At 55.8% G+C, this 16,703-nt stretch carries 15 protein-coding genes and 1 pseudogene; 11 read left to right on the plus strand and 5 right to left on the minus strand.

Translation table 11 applies throughout. The features are described 5' to 3' along the window. Positions 1–233, plus strand: a pseudogene (locus GS646_RS21855) (ATPase); the annotation flags it as partial. A gap of 9 nt (positions 234–242) precedes the next feature. Here the strand turns inward: GS646_RS21855 and GS646_RS21860 are convergent. The 3 genes from GS646_RS21860 to GS646_RS21870 all read right to left on the minus strand — a co-directional run bounded on the left by GS646_RS21860 (position 243) and on the right by GS646_RS21870 (position 2,981). Beyond that, complete coding sequence (locus tag GS646_RS21860; RefSeq protein ID WP_253758744.1) at positions 243–2,369, minus strand: protein-disulfide reductase DsbD; 2,127 nt, start codon at positions 2,367–2,369, stop codon at positions 243–245. Between the two features lie 87 nt (positions 2,370–2,456). Then, a complete protein-coding gene (locus GS646_RS21865) occupies positions 2,457–2,630 on the minus strand; it encodes a hypothetical protein (RefSeq protein ID WP_170417885.1) in 174 nt (57 codons plus the stop codon). 39 nt (positions 2,631–2,669) lie between these two features. Further along, on the minus strand, positions 2,670–2,981 hold the full coding sequence (locus tag GS646_RS21870; RefSeq protein ID WP_371732127.1) for a DUF2933 domain-containing protein: 312 nt from the start codon (positions 2,979–2,981) through the stop codon (positions 2,670–2,672). Between the two features lie 389 nt (positions 2,982–3,370). Between GS646_RS21870 and GS646_RS21875 the strand changes: the two genes are divergently transcribed. From GS646_RS21875 to GS646_RS21895, 5 genes are all read left to right on the plus strand, one after another. Then, positions 3,371–3,760 carry a hypothetical protein gene (locus tag GS646_RS21875; protein WP_171648628.1) on the plus strand — a complete coding sequence of 130 codons (390 nt, stop codon included), beginning with the start codon at positions 3,371–3,373 and terminating at the stop codon, positions 3,758–3,760. Positions 3,761–3,835: 75 nt separating this feature from the next. Next, complete coding sequence (locus tag GS646_RS21880) at positions 3,836–6,031, plus strand: efflux RND transporter periplasmic adaptor subunit (protein ID WP_171648626.1); 2,196 nt, start codon at positions 3,836–3,838, stop codon at positions 6,029–6,031. Then, positions 6,028–9,207 (plus strand): efflux RND transporter permease subunit, encoded by a 3,180-nt coding sequence (locus GS646_RS21885; RefSeq protein WP_171648624.1) that lies wholly within the window; start codon positions 6,028–6,030, stop codon positions 9,205–9,207. Before GS646_RS21880 ends, GS646_RS21885 begins: the two co-directional genes overlap by 4 nt. 29 nt (positions 9,208–9,236) lie before the next feature. Next, entirely contained in the window at positions 9,237–9,578 is a 342-nt protein-coding gene (locus GS646_RS21890; protein WP_050605745.1) for a copper-binding protein, read from the plus strand. 566 nt (positions 9,579–10,144) lie between these two features. Then, complete coding sequence (locus GS646_RS21895) at positions 10,145–10,765, plus strand: trans-aconitate 2-methyltransferase (RefSeq protein WP_171648622.1); 621 nt, start codon at positions 10,145–10,147, stop codon at positions 10,763–10,765. A 73-nt stretch (positions 10,766–10,838) separates the two neighbouring features. On the opposite strand, the gene GS646_RS21900 is transcribed toward GS646_RS21895, so the two are convergent. Then, positions 10,839–12,236 (minus strand): ATP-binding protein, encoded by a 1,398-nt coding sequence (locus GS646_RS21900; protein WP_171648620.1) that lies wholly within the window; start codon positions 12,234–12,236, stop codon positions 10,839–10,841. Continuing rightward, a complete protein-coding gene (locus tag GS646_RS21905; protein WP_171648618.1) occupies positions 12,233–12,958 on the minus strand; it encodes a response regulator in 726 nt (241 codons plus the stop codon). Before GS646_RS21905 ends, GS646_RS21900 begins: the two co-directional genes overlap by 4 nt. 172 nt (positions 12,959–13,130) lie before the next feature. Here GS646_RS21905 and GS646_RS23065 point away from each other — a divergent pair, with 172 nt between their 5' ends. The 5 genes from GS646_RS23065 to GS646_RS21930 all read left to right on the plus strand — a co-directional run bounded on the left by GS646_RS23065 (position 13,131) and on the right by GS646_RS21930 (position 16,639). Then, positions 13,131–13,673 carry a calcium-binding protein gene (locus GS646_RS23065; RefSeq protein ID WP_171648616.1) on the plus strand — a complete coding sequence of 181 codons (543 nt, stop codon included), beginning with the start codon at positions 13,131–13,133 and terminating at the stop codon, positions 13,671–13,673. Between the two features lie 252 nt (positions 13,674–13,925). Then, the gene (locus tag GS646_RS21915; protein WP_247744405.1) at positions 13,926–14,648 is read left to right on the plus strand and encodes a TVP38/TMEM64 family protein; all 723 of its coding nucleotides are present in this window, start codon (positions 13,926–13,928) and stop codon (positions 14,646–14,648) included. Then, on the plus strand, positions 14,645–15,013 hold the full coding sequence (locus tag GS646_RS21920) for a hypothetical protein (RefSeq protein ID WP_157054266.1): 369 nt from the start codon (positions 14,645–14,647) through the stop codon (positions 15,011–15,013). Before GS646_RS21915 ends, GS646_RS21920 begins: the two co-directional genes overlap by 4 nt. Positions 15,014–15,097: 84 nt before the next feature. Beyond that, entirely contained in the window at positions 15,098–15,457 is a 360-nt protein-coding gene (locus GS646_RS21925; protein WP_152460765.1) for a hypothetical protein, read from the plus strand. A gap of 132 nt (positions 15,458–15,589) precedes the next feature. Continuing rightward, entirely contained in the window at positions 15,590–16,639 is a 1,050-nt protein-coding gene (locus GS646_RS21930) for a YncE family protein (RefSeq protein ID WP_171648614.1), read from the plus strand. Positions 16,640–16,703 lie beyond the last annotated feature (64 nt).

Below are 16,703 nucleotides of genomic sequence, written 5' to 3' on the forward strand. Positions count from 1 at the left end.
ATGAGCCTGTCGACCCACATCGCACCTGCGACAGACCGCTCGCACAGATGAGCATCGATGAGATCTGCGAAGCGGTCTTCGATCTTCACAATCAGGTGATCGATTTATATCGGTATTTGCAAGGGCGTGCCGAAATACCCGAAGCACGCGAACTCCTTCAAGCACTACTGGAAATGGAAGAGCACGAGACCATGCGTTTGGCGCAGCAGAGCAATCGCATCCGGGATATGTGAACTCCGGGGTCAGGATCCGCTTTCCACAGCTCCGCCCGCAATCGGCGCGGCCTGTTCCATCGCGTCGAGAATGGCGTTCGTGGTCAAGATCTCAGGCAGGGCGATGCCTTCGGGGGCCGACGGGCCGTAGACGATGTTGAAGGGGATCCCGAACCGGCCATTGTCCTCAAGGAACCGGGCGATCACATCGTCGGGGCGGGTCCAGTCGGCCTGCATCGGAATTGCTTTGTCCGATTGCAGCGTTGCCAGAACCTCGCCGCGTTCCAGCACCAACGCTTTGTTGGCCTTGCAGGTCAGACACCAGTCGGCTGTGACATCGACGAAAACCACCTCGCCGCGCGATACAAGGCGGGCGATTTCGGAGCGGCTGAAGGTAATCCATGGGATCTCTCCGGCTGGCTCAAGCAGCCTGGACCGGTCTTTGCCGGCAATCGCAACCGGTGCAGCAAACGCTGCGGTCAGCGTCAGCAACAGGGCTGTCCAGCGCAAAACGGGTGGCATCATCGTACTTTTCCAGATCAACAGGACCAGCACAGTTGCAGCCAGCACGGTAGCAGTTGCAGCAGTGTCTCCGGCCACCCCGACCATCACCCAGACCAACCAGCCGATCGTGGTCAGCAGTGCCGCCGACAGGGCCCATTTTAATCCCACCATCCAACGCCCCGGTTTAGGCAGAGCGGCGGTAAGTTTCGGGTGCACTGCAACCAGCAAGTAAGGAATGGCCAGCCCGACCCCCATTGCGGTGAAGATTGCCACTATATCCACCGGTCGGCCGGTCAGGGCAAAGGCCACCGCCGTGCCGAGGAAGGGGGCCGAGCAGGGCGTCGCCAGAACTGCTGAAAAAGTTCCGGTCAGGAAATCCCCGACCAGCGACACTCGGCCCTTTTCGACATGGGCCAGCCGGGTGTTCAGCGACTGCGGCAGCGTGATCTCGAACAAGCCCGCGAGGCTGGCTGCAAAAACCGCCAGCACCACGATCATCACCGCGAGGAAAAGCGGATTCTGGAACTGGATGCCCCAGCCGACGGAATAGCCCAGCGACCGCGCCGCAATGGTGATAGCCGCCAACAGCCACATGAATGCCAGGATTCCGGCTGCCGAAGCCAGGAACCCGGCGCGAATCTGCGCTGCAGAGCGGTCGCGAGCCTTTACCGCCGAGGAAAGCTTGATCGACAGAACCGGCAGCACGCAGGGCATGACATTCAGGATCAGCCCGCCGCCCACCGCCAGCAGAATGATCCAGACCAGCGCGCTGGTCGAAGTTTCGGCGGCCGCGATTTCATATGGTGGCGGGGTAGGGGGTGCGTCGGTACGGGGCGCAAACTCGGCCACGCGGTTGGTGTCGGTAACCGTGACGGACAAGGCGGTGGGGTCCTGTGCCAGAGCGAGGACCGGAAACTGCACCCATAGCTGACGCCTGTCGCCAGCGAGCCGGATGTCGGGTGCACCAAACGCGGTGTCACGTCCCATGTCGGGAAAGACATCAGGCGCATCAAAGGGCAGGTCGCTGGTGAAATTCAGCGTCAGCATCTCGGACTCGGTATCCAGGGTCGCGGCGTCGGACTTCATTCCGCTTGTGTTTCCCGTGGTTGGCACCCGCGACAGAAAGGCATTTATAAGCCGGGCCGAGTCCTGATCCCGACCCGTTCCCTGAGTCAGCGACAAGTCCAGCGAAAACTCGACCGGCACACAGATATCGGAACAGATCAGCATTGTCACAGCGGCCTTCAAGTCAACTGGCGCTCCGGGGTTCTCGAGTGTGACGGTCAGTGGAAAGACCACTTCGTCCTTGTACCCGAAATTCTCGATCCCGAAGGCGCGAAAACGGATCGGCGCGGGCCAGTGAAACTGTACGTCGCTGACGTTTTGCGAGCCGTTCCAAGTGATCTTGGGCGGAATTCCCACCTCACCAGGCGATTTCCAGTAGGTTTTCCAATCTTCGCCCAGTTTCAGATGCAGTCCTGCAGTGATCGTCTTGATGTCAGGCGCGATCCTGTCCTGCGCGGTAATTATGTGTGCGACCAGGGGCTCTGATTCATACGCTTGGGATGTAGCTGCAAGGCTTGTCCCGGCGGAAGTCTGGCCGAAGATTAACCCCAAGATCATAATACATAAATTTAGGAGTGTTCTCGCCATTGCGCGTTGCCATCGGTTGTTTTGCACCCGTCTCTGCCAGATTCCAGCGCTGGAGGGTCAACGAGCCGGAATGTCACATCCCCACGATCAGCTCACGAAACCTTCGCGCCCGTCTTCGCAGATGAAATAGGCCCCGCCATCCGCGCCCTCCCATTGAACCCGGCAACCTTGGGGCAGGGCGTATTCAGGCTGCGGCGGTTGCAGCGGGCATAGTTTAGGGCGTGGTGCGCAAGCCGCCAGCGAAAGAGCGGCCAGCGACATGGCGGCCAACCTTGAGTACCAAAGCTTCATGATTGAAGATTATTGCCGGTGTACTGGGTTCGGTCCGACCGCGGCGTCTGTTGCCTTTGGTCTTTCCGATTCAGATTTGTTCGAATGACAGGATTTTCCCATCGCCTTGTGCATAAAGAAATGGGCTCCGAGGCACAGGATCAACGGTGCGAAAAGACCCAAGGATTCAGAAAGCCCGCCAACCGTCCCGCCGGCGATCAAGTAGAGAGCGATCGGCGTTATCATGGCAATGCAGCAAGCCATCATGCCCCATTTCATGATCTTGCGACCGGCAAGCGGTGCTGCCGCCTGAGGCGTATCTACGGTTTGATTGTCTTTCACGCTCAACTCCAAATTTGGGATTTGAGACCTCTGGTAACGCCTTCCCGCGATGGAAGGTCAAGCTGTTTGAGTGTTGCGTTTGTTATTGAAACCCAGCAACAATCAGTTTTGTCTTTAGTTCTAGAAGCAACAATGCTGATGGCACGCATAGTCCAAAGCTTTGGTCCTTCAGTCAAAGTTAAGACGAAAGAGCACTTACCCAAAAAAGAAATGGTTTCTCTGAAAGCATCCCATTAGGTGCTTGCTGTACTTTTTTGCCTCAATTATTGGCGCACTAAAGAGCTCATTCACAGCAATCCGCCTGTTTTAATGTGCACCGGGCTACAACACATAATTTTATCGACTACCGACTTGCACGATAGCCACGATCGCACTACTTGAGCCTAATGGTGCGGAAGCTGATCATTGTTTTGAGAATGGCGTTTTTGACAAGCGTCTGCTTGACGGTGGCATTCGTCGGCACGGTTGCTTATGCAAACAATGATTTTAAGACCGCAGACACACACAACCAACACGATGTTTCGATCGCTTCAAAAGCAACAGAATTCAAACACGACCATAGCCGTTTACATTCTTCAACTGATCAACGTCACGCGGATGACTACGTGAACCATGGCGGGGAATGTCATTCCGGTATCTGTTGTGTTGGTGAATATCCGACCCACGTAGGACTTGCGGTTTTGGCTGAAGCTTTTGGCCAGAAAAACCGTAACATGGATTCCGACATCCACAACTCTCAAGCGCCTCTGACGCCCGATCGTCCTCCACAAATCTCCTAACATCCACACGCCCGTCAGCGCGGGTTTTCATGTTGTTTCGGTTCGAGCATGCAATGCGACCGTCAGGAGATTATTATGCGTGGAAGATATGCGGCACTATCAGTACTTGCCTTGGCGTTTGGCCTGGGTGGAGGTGTCTTTCTTGAAAGACTGTACCTGAATCCAATTGATCAGGGCCAGTCGAACGAACCAGAGGTCCTTTATTGGGTAGCACCGATGGATCCGAATTTTCGGCAGCCTGGACCTGGAAAATCGCCGATGGGTATGGACTTGATCCCGGTTTATTCTGGGCAGGAACCTACCGGCGACCCTGAAGAAGTCACCCTGAGCGCTGCGGAAATCAACGCAATTGGTGTTCGAACTGCGGTTGCACGCATGACTGATATCGAACCTCGCATCGAGACGGTGGGTTTCGTCGGCTTTGACGAACACCTGACCAATCACGTTCATACGCGTGTTGAAGGTTGGATTGAGCAACTGAAAGTTCGAGCGGTCGGTGATCGGGTTGAGAAGGGGCAAGTTTTATTTGAACTCTTTTCACCACTGATCGCAGCTGCGACCGGCGATCTTGTACGCGCAGTCGAAGCTGGTGACCCGCGGATTTTGGACGCGGCGCGCAATAAGTTGATCAGCCACGGTATGTCCGCTCGTCAGGTTGCTGAGATTGAGGCGGGCGGTGAGTTGGTTCGAAATGTGGAGATTGAGGCGCCTCAAAACGGTGTCGTCATAGCTCTGAATGCCGCCGATGGCATGTACCTGCAGCCAGGCACGCTTGCGTTTTCGGTCACCGATCTTTCCGAAGTATGGTTGATCGTCGATGTTTTCGAACGAGATATTGCACGTTTGTCGGAGGACATGCGCGCAATAGCAAGGTTCGAGCACCTACCCGGTCGCACCTTCGAAGGCGAAATCGACTATGTTTACCCTGAGCTTGATCCGCAAACCCGAACTCTTCCCGTCAGACTGAGTTTCGATAACACCGACGGCGTGCTGCGGCCGGGCATGTTTGGCAGTGTTAGCCTTATACCGGATGAAAGCCGGAATGTTCTCACTGTTCCCTCAGAGGCGCTAATTCGTACTGGTTCGGCGGAACGCGTCATCTTGAAAACAGGCGATGGTACTTTTCGCCCGAGACTGGTGACTACAGGTCTTCGAGACAGTTTCGGCGAGGGGGGACGAACAGAAGTTCTACAAGGGCTTGAACCCGGCGAGGAAGTTGTCGCATCCGCACAGTTTCTAATCGACAGTGAAAGTGCTTTGAGCGCCGGCTTCACGCGTATGGCACCAACGGACACCGAACCAGCACGCGGGGCAGGTACCCTGGTTTCACTCGATGCCCAAAATCGTATGGCAACTGTTCGTCACGACGTTCTCGAAAGCCTTGATTGGCCCGCAATGACTTCGCAGTTTCCGGTGAGGTCTGGTGTTTCGCTCGACCGTTTGAATGCTGGCGACGCGGTTGCTTTCGTGATCGCGCGGGGTGCGGATGGGCTTCTGAGCTTGATGGAGCTTGCACCAGACGATGGTATTGCCGGAACTGGAGCCGGAATCGCGCGCGCCGTCACTTCAGACGGCAAATTGACGCTTGAGCACGGACCGATCCCCGAGCTCGGTTGGCCCGCCATGACAATGGATTTGCCTGTTGTGGGAGTAGATCTCACTACCGTGCCAATCGACATGCCAATTGAGTTTGATCTGGCTGAGGGAGAAGGGGGGCTGTTCTCGATTGTGGCAGTTCGCGAAGAGGGCTCGCCGCCGACGGATTCAGTTGAACCCGAAGAAACCATCACGCCTTCTGCTCCACCGATTGTAGTCACCGGCACGATCAACCTCGTTAATGCTGAGGCAGGAACTGCAACCATCACTCACGGGCCGATGACTGAGATTGGGATGCCGGGCATGACCATGGATTTCCCAATAGAGCCAACATTGGACCCAAACATGCTCGAAGTCGGTTCTGAAATGACTCTGACTTTCGCGCGTGCAGATGGCATGACAATGATCTTGGCCGCGGCAACGCCTATTGCGCCGCCGCTTCAGGTTTCTGGCCGGATTAACAGTATCGACCCGAACGCGCGTACTGCGAACGTAACACACGGTCCGATGACTGAGATCGGCATGCCGGGCATGACCATGGATTTCCCGGTTGCGGAGGGGATTGAGGTTTCTAACTTGCCTGTAGGGGTTGATGTTTCTTTGATCCTTCGCCGCAATCCCGACTTTTCGATGACGCTGTTAGAGGTCGCGCTTGATGGGAGTGTTACGCAGTGATCACGGCCATCATTCGTTCTTCGCTCGCCAACAGGTTCGTCATCTTGGCCCTCGCATTCATGATAGGAGTTGCGGGTATTTGGGCCATTCGTGAGACGCCGGTTGATGCAATCCCGGATCTGTCGGATGTCCAGGTAATTGTTCGCACGCCATATCCCGGGCAAGCACCTCAAGTTGTCGAAAACCAAATCACATACCCACTTGCGACAGCCCTATTGGCCGTACCCGGTGCAAAAGACGTTCGCGGGTTCTCGTTCTTTGGAGACAGCTTTGTATATGTCGTCTTTGAGGACGGGACGGACCTCTACTGGGCTCGGTCGCGTGTGCTCGAATACTTGGGCCAGATTACCGGTAGCTTACCTGAGGGCGTGTCTCCACAACTTGGCCCCGATGCGACAGGGGTCGGGTGGATTTATCAGTATGCGCTGGTTGACAGAACCGGAAATCATGATCTGGCTCAGCTCAGGACTCTGCAGGATTGGTTTCTGAAATATGAATTACAAGCCGTGGAAGGCGTCTCAGAAGTCGCCACCATCGGTGGAATGGTCAAACAGTACCAGGTCGTCGTCGACCCAAACAAACTACGAGCCTATGACATAACACTTGCACAATTGAGGACGGCTATTCAGGCGGCCAACCGCGAGACGGGCGGCAGCGTCATTGAGATGGGTGAAGCCGAATTCATGGTCAGGTCCTCGGGCTACATTGACGAATTGTCAGACCTCGCAAGCGCACCATTGATGGTCAACGACCGTGGCGCCGCTCTGACGCTTGGAGACGTCGCTGAAATCCGTCTGGGGCCTGAAATGCGGCGCGGTGTCGGAGAACTCGACGGGCAAGGAGACGCGGTTGGCGGAGTAGTCATTCTGCGATGGGGTGGGAATGCGTTGGCGACGATCAAAGCGGTGGAAGCGCGCATCGAAGAGTTGCGCTCAAACCTGCCGGAAGGGGTCGAAATCATAACGACCTACGACCGATCTGGTGTGATCGAGCGCGCTATCGATAACCTCCAGAAGAAACTGACGCAGGAATTCATCGTCGTTGTTCTTGTGTGCGCGGCTTTTCTACTTCATCTGCGGTCATCCCTCGTAATTCTTCTGTCGCTCCCTCTGGGAATCTTTGCCGCATTTATTCTGATGAAGGCGCAAGGAGTAAACGCAAACATCATGTCGCTCGGCGGCATAGCCATCGCTATTGGTGCGATGGTCGACGCATCGATTGTGATGATCGAGGCGATGCACAGGCGGTTGGAAAAAGAAAAGCTCACAGCAGAGAACCGATGGCGGATTGTGCAAGAGTGCGCTTCTGAGGTGGGACCAGCCCTTTTTTATTCTCTGGCGATTATCACGGTTAGTTTTTTGCCTGTTTTCGTGCTGGAAAATCAGGAAGGTAGGCTCTTCTCGCCACTCGCTTATACCAAGACCTACGCCATGGCTGCAGCCGCCATCCTTTCAATAACGCTGGTTCCGGTTTTAATGGGTTACTTTGTAAGGGGGCGTATTCTACCGGAGCGAAAAAATCCGCTTAATCGCTTGGTCGTGTTCCTGTACCGCCCATTTCTGGATGCGGCAATTGCCTGGCCATGGGCAACAACACTGTTGGCTGGCGTTCTGGTGACGTCCATGTGGTACCCGTACCAGAGAATCGGCTCTGAATTCATGCCCGAGTTGAACGAAGGCGATTTTCTCTACATGCCGAGCTTCTACCCCGGGATCTCGACGGGAAAAGCCCGTGAGGTGCTGCAGCAGACCAACCGCCTGATCGCGACCGTGCCTGAAGTCGAAACTGTTCACGGTAAAGTTGGGCGTGCGGAGACTGCAACCGATCCAGCACCACTAACAATGGTGGAGACCACTATCCAACTCAAGCCAGAAAAAGAATGGCGACCGGGCATGACAATGGAGAAAATCCGGAATGAGCTCGATCGTATCGTTCAGGTTCCGGGCGTTACAAATGTTTGGATCCAACCTATCAAGAACCGCATCGATATGCTTGCGACAGGTATCCGTACTCCTGTCGGTGTCAAAATTTCCGGCACCGACTTGGAGGTCATTACAGATATCGGGATCGAAGTAGAACGTGCGGTCGCTGATATTGATGGAACGGCTTCCGCCTACGCAGAGCGACCTGTTGGCGGGCGTTTCATCGAAATCGACGTCAAACGAGATGCCGCCTCCCGATACATGATGAGTGTTCGAGAAGTTCAGGACGTAGTTCAGACTGCAATTGGCGGTATGCAAGTGTCGGAATCTGTGGAGGGGCTGGAGAGGTTTCCGATAAACCTACGGTACCCTCAAGCATGGCGAGACAGCCCGGAACGGCTCGAAAATCTTCCTGTCGTCACACCGTCGGGTGCTCATGTGCCACTGTCCGCTCTCGCCGATATTCGAATAGTTGACGGGCCGGGAATGATACGATCGGAGAACGCTCGACGAACCGGGTTCGTGTTCATCGACATAGCGGGGCGCGACCTGGGCGGATATGTAGCCGAAGCACAAGAGGCGGTTGCAGAAAAGGTCAACCTGCCTCCAGGTTATTCGCTGACTTGGTCGGGGCAGTATGAGTACATAGAGAGAATGCAGGACAGGCTGACGATCGTTGCTCCTGCAACCCTACTAATTATCACGCTCATGCTTTTCTTGGCGTTCAATCGGGTGATTGAGGTCGGGATAATTCTTGCGGCGCTTCCGGTCGCATTGGCAGGTGGGGTTTGGTTCCTGTGGTATCTTAACTTCGATATTTCGATAGCTGTACTCGTGGGTTTCATCGCGCTGGCGGGAGTTGCGGTGGAAACAGCGATTGTCATGTTGTTGTACCTCAATCTTGCTTGGGAGAAACGTCGAGGGCTGGCGCAATCGGAACAGCGAAAGCTGACACGTGACGATATCGAAGACGCGGTGTTCGAAGGAGCCGTTCTTCGGGTTCGGCCGAAGGTAATGACTGTAGCCACGATCTTTGCAGCATTGATACCCATCATGTACGGCACCGGTACAGGCTCTGAAATCATGCAGCGGATCGCTGCGCCGATGATTGGGGGCATGGTGACAGCGACCCTTCTTACGCTTTTCGTCATTCCCGCAATATTCGTGATTTGGAAACGGCTCGCGCTCAATCGCGTGAACCGAGAGATCTCCCACACGATCCAGGAAGTGCCCCCTGCGCTTCCGGCAGAATAATACTCACAACCTTGAAACAGGAGCATCTGATGAGAACTTTGACTGCTATTGTGGCCCTATTGGCCGTGTCTACGACAACCAGCTTCGCGCAAACGAACCACGACATGGACCATTCCAACATGTCCATGTCGTCCGAACAGATGGAAGGGGCGGTTCACGCAAAAGCTTTGGTGAACTCAATTGGCGACGAAACCGCCAACGTCAGCCATGATCCGATCCCCGAGATCGGGTGGCCCGCGATGACGATGGATTTGCAGCTTCTTGAGAATGCCCAGATGATGGGTGAGATTAGCGCCGGTGACGAAGTCACACTGATGTTGGTCAAAAGCGATGGTGGTATGTATGCGATCGGCGCAATCATGAAAAACTGAGTCTGTTGATGCGGCAGCTATTCACCAATGATGTGATTGTTCGCCGTTTCAAGGACCGTAGGAAATTCTATGAACTAAGAGAAATGGAGTAGGAGCCACTCAAGAACCAAATCGTATTTTAACGATCTGTGGCTCTGCTCATAAGTTATCAGTCCATTGTCGGTTAAAGGCGCTATAAGCAATTCGTTGACTGATTGAAGCTCCAAAGCTCAGAAAATCTTCCGGCTGTTCTGAAGGAACAGAGCAATCCAGGCAAGCAGTACACAAACTGCCAACGCTTCGGTATCTCCGCCCCGCGCCACTGCAGTTAAACTTGCGCTAAATTCTGGAGTTGCTTGCGCAGCCCAGTGGAAGTCTGACCGACAAGCAAATCCCACATAAAACATTTCACAATTGGAATGTGTGTACTACATTGTCGCAGAGATGACTTCACGCGGCCATTCAACGGACCAGCGTCGAATTGTCTGGGGCGTTGCCTTGTTGGTTTTTGCTTCAGTCGAAAACGCAGCGCGGAGCGGTCAAAATGAGGATATCTCCAGGGCGACGACTTGGGAAAACGATACGACATGACAGCTAACACAAGAGAGCACTGGGACGATGTCTATGGCGAGAAGTTTGACACCCAATTGAGTTGGCTCGAGGATGATCCAGAGATATCGCTTGAACTCATCGAGTTGATCAGAGTGTCTAAGCCTTCATCCGTCATCGACATTGGTGGAGGTACATCTCGTCTTGCTGGAGCGTTGCTTGCGAAGGGGCTCCATGACGTGACAGTTCTCGATCTATCGCAGGTCGCGTTGGACACGTCCCGGGAAAGGTTGGGGCGCGCCGCTGAAACAGTCACTTGGATTTCCGCAGATATAACTTCTTGGGTCCCCGATCGCAGATATGACGTCTGGCATGATAGGGCGGTTTTTCACTTTCTCGTGGATACATCGCAACGCGCGGCCTATCTGGAAAGCGTGAAGAGAGGGGTAAAAATTGGCGGCCATGTGATCATTGCTACGTTTGCACTTGATGGGCCGGAGACTTGCAGTGGTCTCCCGGTCGCCCGCTATAGTCCGAGCGATATCGCCATGCTTTTCGAGGAACACTTTGAACTCGTCGCGCATCGCCATCACCTGCACCAAACCCCTTGGGGGGAAAGTCAGTCTTTCCAGGCCAGTGTTCTCCGCCGCTGCGATTGAGCCCACACCTGAAACTGGCCCAAGGCGGTGCGCTTCCAATAAGCTTTCAGAACGTGCCGATTGTGTTCACAAGTTACGTTTGGCCCTCAAAAACTGGCAGAACCACCTTAGCGCACAAGCCGCCAGTTTCCCCGTTTAGCAATTCTATCGTGCCACCGTGCGACTGGATGATCGTACGTGCGATCGACAGCCCCAAACCGGTTCCGCCAGTCTCTCGCGAGCGGGATGTTTCAAGCCGCACGAATGGGTCGAATACCGCATCGAGCATATGCTCGGGGATGCCGGGCCCCTGATCCTGGATCAATATTTTTGCCTCATTCCCCTCTTGCATGACCGAGACGTTGGCCCGGGCACCATACCGGCAGGCGTTTTCAATGATATTGCGCAGAGCTCGCTTCATCAGTATCGGCCGAAGCGTGACGGCCGGATTGTCTGCGACCGATACCTCAACCGTGTCACCGGCTTGCACAATGTCTTCGGTCGTTTTGGTTACGAATTCACCAATTGGGACGGTACTGGAAGGTTCGCGCGTGGCTACGCCCTTGGCAAATGACAGGGTGGAGTCCACCATCTCCTGCATTTCCTCGATGGTCTCGATCAGATGGTCACGGGTGTCCTCTTCCTCCACCAGTTCGGCGCGAACCCGCAATCCCGTCAGTGGCGACCGCAAATCGTGACCCAGCGCCCCCAATAGCCTGGTCCGATCGGCAACATAGCGAGTCAGCCTGTCACGCATATGGTTGAACGCCTGTGTCAAATCTCGCACCTCGGTCGGACCAGAAACCTTCAGTTCCTGGACGTCTTCACCGCGACCAAACTGGTCTGCAGCCAGTGACAGGCGGCGCAACGGGCCGGTCAGCCGTGTCAGTAGAAACCAAATGGTAGCACCCAGAATCAGAGTTGCTGTGAAACCGAAGCTGACAAAGGATTGCCAAGGCCATTGCAATGGTGGGTTGTGGAACCGGGTATCCACGTTGAGCCATTGATCAGTCGACAGAGCGATCGACAGCTGCATTTCTACTGCGGATACGTCATCACGCATCATTGCCATGTGCATTTCAGCCATCGTAGACGGAAATCCTTCGACCGGCAGCATATCAGGCGAGAACTCATGTAGTTCGACCCTAATCGGTCGGTTTTCATAGCCTGGCAGAATTCTGCGAATGGTATTTTCGACCGTCCCATCAGCGTTGTGCCCAGTGTGGTCGACCGCTGGTGTATTTGTAAGGCTGAAACGCACAAGCGGAGAGCTCGCCGCCCGCAAGATCGCATCGTGCATCTCGGGCGGAGCTTCTTCGATCAGTCGCGCGATATTTGCAGCGCGACCAGCGGTTTCCAGTCCAAGGGCCATGTGTACTGCCATCGAACGTTCATCAACGAAGAGCCACAGGCTGACCAGTTGCGCCGCAGCCAACGCCGCGATGATCAAAAGGATAAGCTGACCGCGTAAACTCTGCGCAAAGGCTTTCATCCCGTAAGCTCGCGTACGTCAGTCGACAAGCAATAACCGCCACCCCTTACGGTGGTGATGAGTTTCGGCCGCGCTGGATTAGCTTCGATCTTACGACGTAGGCGGCTAACCTGGTTGTCGATTGTACGATCGAATAGATGCGGGCTGCGACCTGCGGTCAAGTCCAGTAGAGCATCTCGCGACATCACCTTGCGCGGCCGTTGAAGGAACTCGGCCAACAGCTTAAGGTCGGCAGTTGTCAGAATTTCTTCGGTTCCATCCGCTGCAGTTAAGGTGCGACGGTCGGTATCTAAAACCCAGTCCCCAAATGCGATCCGTTTGCCCGCCAGACCTCTAACTGGGCGCGCGTCGGTTTCGGTGCGTCGCAGGATGGCCTTGATCCGAGCCAGCAATTCACGAGGGTTGAACGGCTTGGGCAGATAGTCGTCGGCCCCGATTTCCAACCCTACGATACGGTCGGTGTCTTCACCCAATGCGGTCAGCATCAGGATCGGTGGTCCTCCGGTAGCGGATAGGCGGCGGCAAACTGAAATCCCGTCTTCGCCCGGCATCATGACATCCAGCACGATCAAGTCGTACCGTCCGGCGGCCAATCGCGCGTCCATCTCGACAGCGTCGCCCGCAGTGCTGGCCCGTAATCCGTTCTTTTCAAGGTAGCGGCTGACCGCATCGCGGATTTCGCGGTGGTCGTCGACAATCAAGATATGCGGTGTTTCTGTCATGGTTCAATCATAAGCCCCGGCTCTGAGCAAATCCCGGCTTTTTTGTATCGCTTTGTATCATGCAGGTGGATTGCGACAAAGCGATACAAACCAGGCTGGGCAGGGGGGTAGTGGTGGGTCTGTCAGGAGCCATATGATTGGTGTCGCAACAAAAAACCGAGAGGTGAGATTCATGAAACGCACGTTCACGCTGGCCGCTGGAGCCATTGCCGCGACTTTGATGGCGCTGCCCGCGTTTGCCGCCGGTCAGCATGGCAGCAGCGCGCAGATGCAGGGCCATCAGGGCGGCATGATGCAGGGTGCGCCCGGCGGCATGATGGGCGATCACGCAGGCATGATGCAAATGATGGTGAAAATGCATGGCCAGATGATGGGTGGTATGCATGGCAAGGGTATGATGGGCGGCAACTGGCTGGCGGTTCTGGACATGGACGAGGACGGTCGCCCGAGCGAATCTGAGATCGCCGAAGGTCTGAAGGCCCGGATGCAGGCGCATGACGTCAATGGAGATGGCAACCTGTCGATTGATGAGTTCGAAGCGCTGCATTCCGGGCTGATCCGCGAAACCATGGTGGACCGATTTCAGCATCTGGATGCCAATGGCGATGGCGCGGTGACCACAGGGGAAATCGAGAAAGGCGCAAAGACGATGTCGCCGAAACACGGCATGAAGTCCTCGAAACCTGTGACAAAGTCTTCTGAAACCAACAACTGAAACGCAACCGTGTAGCCGGGTTATCGCACTCGGCCACAAACCACTGAGGAACAAAGCGATGATGGGGTATGGCGCTGGAATGGGGTTTGGCATGATCTGGATGTTGCTGATTGCAGTGTTGATCGTTCTGGCGATCGTGGCACTGGTCAAATACATCGCTAAGTGACCTCGGAATCCGTCACTCCCGTATAGGGGTGGAGGGCTATGTCATAGGAGGAACGAAAGCTGGAAGGCCTGCACAGCAATAGCCGTTTGGTTTTCATCGCGGCTTTGATCGCGTTGCTGATCGCCACCATCTGGTTGTGGCTGTCTGGCGCGTTGGACGCAGGACTATCGCGCGAAGTCATTACTGCGTGGGTGGATTGGGCCGGCCCGTTCGGACCCATTGTCATCATCGGCTTCATGACAGCCGCAGTGGTTGCCAGCCCAATCCCCAGCGCTCCGATCGCTGTCGCTGCCGGGGTGGCATATGGGCATGGGCTGGGAACCGCATTGGTTGCTATCGGGGCGGAGTTGGGGGCGCTGCTGGCGTTCCTGATAGCCCGTTGGTTGGGGCGCGACGCGCTGCGCCGGTGGTTCGGCGACAAGCTGGACATAGGGTTGCTTGGATCGCAGAATGCCCTGATGTTGACCGTGTTCACCAGCCGCCTGATGCCTTTCGTTTCTTTCGACATGCTCAGCTACGCCGCCGGTCTGACCCGACTTCAATTTTGGCGGTTCGCACTGGCCACCTTGGCTGGACTCTTGCCGGCCAGTTTCGTTTTGGCCCATCTGGGCAGCCAGATTACCGAAACCGCGACAGGCGGCACCAGCCTTGCGGTTATCGGGATTGGGCTGTTGACGGGGGCGCCACTTATTTGGTTGGCTTGGAAACGCAAGATGCCCGTTGGCTCTTCAGACCACGAATTGAGCCAGATCAATGCGACCGATCCAAGCGGTCCTAAACTGTTGGAGAATGGAGGAAACCCTAAGTGATCCGCGCACAATGGATATCAACTGCGACACGGACGGCCCGAGCCATGGGCCGGCTGCAGGTCCTGTTGATCTGTGCGTTGGTGGTTTCGATGCTGATCTCTGTTGTGCCGTCCCATGCCGGGCATGACATCGCGAAGGCCGCTACCCAGGCCGAGCTCGTTATCGATGACAGCGGTGGGTATCCCGCGTCTCATCCATCAGAAGAATTAGACTGCTCAGTGCACCCGGGCTGTTATGCGATGGCAGTTATGGCAGCACCTGAATTGCTCTCGATGCGTATTGCTACGCCCGTGGCGCCAGAACGGTTCCGGCCACGCGCAAGCCTGCCGGTCGCACCACTACCACATCCGCCAAACCTGTCCTGAACGTGACCGGCAATGGCTCCGGAATCGCTCCGGGGTCTGCCCCAAGCCGTTGATTGCGGCCCAACTCAGTTCAGGACACTTACCATGCTTACCATTCTGTACTTTTTCGTCACGGGCGTGGTGCTATTCGCACTGTTGCGCCTGACCTGTGGCCCCTGTGTGATGGGGACACAAGAACATCATCCCGGTGTTCCGGTGACAACCCTTGGCTGGGCGCTCAGCCTGTTTCTGGCCGCAACCTACCTGCTGTGCGTGGCCTTTGACCTGATCTTTCCAAGTTTTGCCATGTACCGGGCTTGGATCGGCCTGATGCCCGGAATGACTTGGCTCAGCCTGCCCTCATTCCTGTTGGGACTGTTATGGGCGTTTCTCTACGGCTGGTACGCCGCGTTGCTGTTCGGCGGACTGTTCAATGTCTTTGCGGCTCGCACAAAACTCAACTGATTGAAAGGACAAAGCCATGAAGGCCATCGCTCTGACCCTGCTTTTGACGCCCTTCCTGATGGCCGTCATCTACCGGATTTTTCTGCACGTGCCCGCCAATGTGCGCGTTTCAGTTGACGAAAGGAAACCTAAATGACCCTGTTCAATCTGGCCGCAGGCCTGTCCGTCGCAGCTTTGACTGCGCCTTCGCTCACGCTGGCGGCAACCGTGTTCATTCCCGAAGGCAGCGCGGACTCGGTTCTGGTGATCGACTCCGAAACCGGCAAGACCGTCGAGCGGCTGCCGAGGCTCGTGGCGGTCCATGGGCTGGCCGGCGCGCCCGGCTTTAAGTACCTGGTCGCGGGCAGCTACGCAGAAACCGAGGCCACAACGCCACCAAAACCCGAAGGTATGTCCGAGGATGAACACGCTGCGCACCACGCCAAGCGCGATGTCACCGCGTTGCCCAAAGACAAGGGGCGGAGCCTGCTGACGATCCTTGATGCGGAAACACGCGAGGTCGTCCGCCAGATCGAGGTTCCAGGTGCGGTGCATCACACTGCGGTGTCGCCCGACGGGCGGTTCGCGGTGGCGACCCATCCGGGCGGTGACGGTATTTCGATCGTCGATCTCGATAAGCTCAGCTTCCTTGGTTTCGTAGCAACCGGGCCAATGCCCAACTATGCGGTATTCGCGCCTGACAGCGACAGGGTCTATGTCACCAATACCGGCAATGGTACACTTAGCGAAGTGGATGTCGTCAAAGGCTTCGTCGTACGCAACATGCCCGTCGGCGAAGGCCCTGAGCATCTTGTACTTAACGCCACCGGCAGCGTCGCCTTCGTAGCCGACAGTGATGGTGGCAAGGCCTTCCGCGTAGATCTTGCCAGCGGTTCTGTCACCGAAACCTATGACATTGGAGGCGAGTTGCACGGGATCGGCCTGTCCGACCGCGAGGGCGTACTGTTCGTGGCCGCCAAAGGCACCGACCGGTTGTTGTCGATTGATCTTGCTACGGGCAAACAGCGCTCGACCAACCTGTCACCGGCACCTTATCACCTGACGACCATACCGAACTCAGGCAAAGTGATGGTATCAAGCCGAACCGAACCGAAGGTCTGGATCGTCGATCAAGTCAGCCTGACGGCTATTACCGAAATGCCGATACTGGGTGAGGGCCACCAGATGGTTGTTCTGCCCTGAAGGACTGTGCCCGGCATTGTGTAATTAAACGGCTCTACGACCAAAGCTTAAACCAGGGAGCAGA

Source organism: Ruegeria sp. HKCCD4315, from assembly GCF_013112245.1.
Lineage (GTDB): Bacteria > Pseudomonadota > Alphaproteobacteria > Rhodobacterales > Rhodobacteraceae > Ruegeria.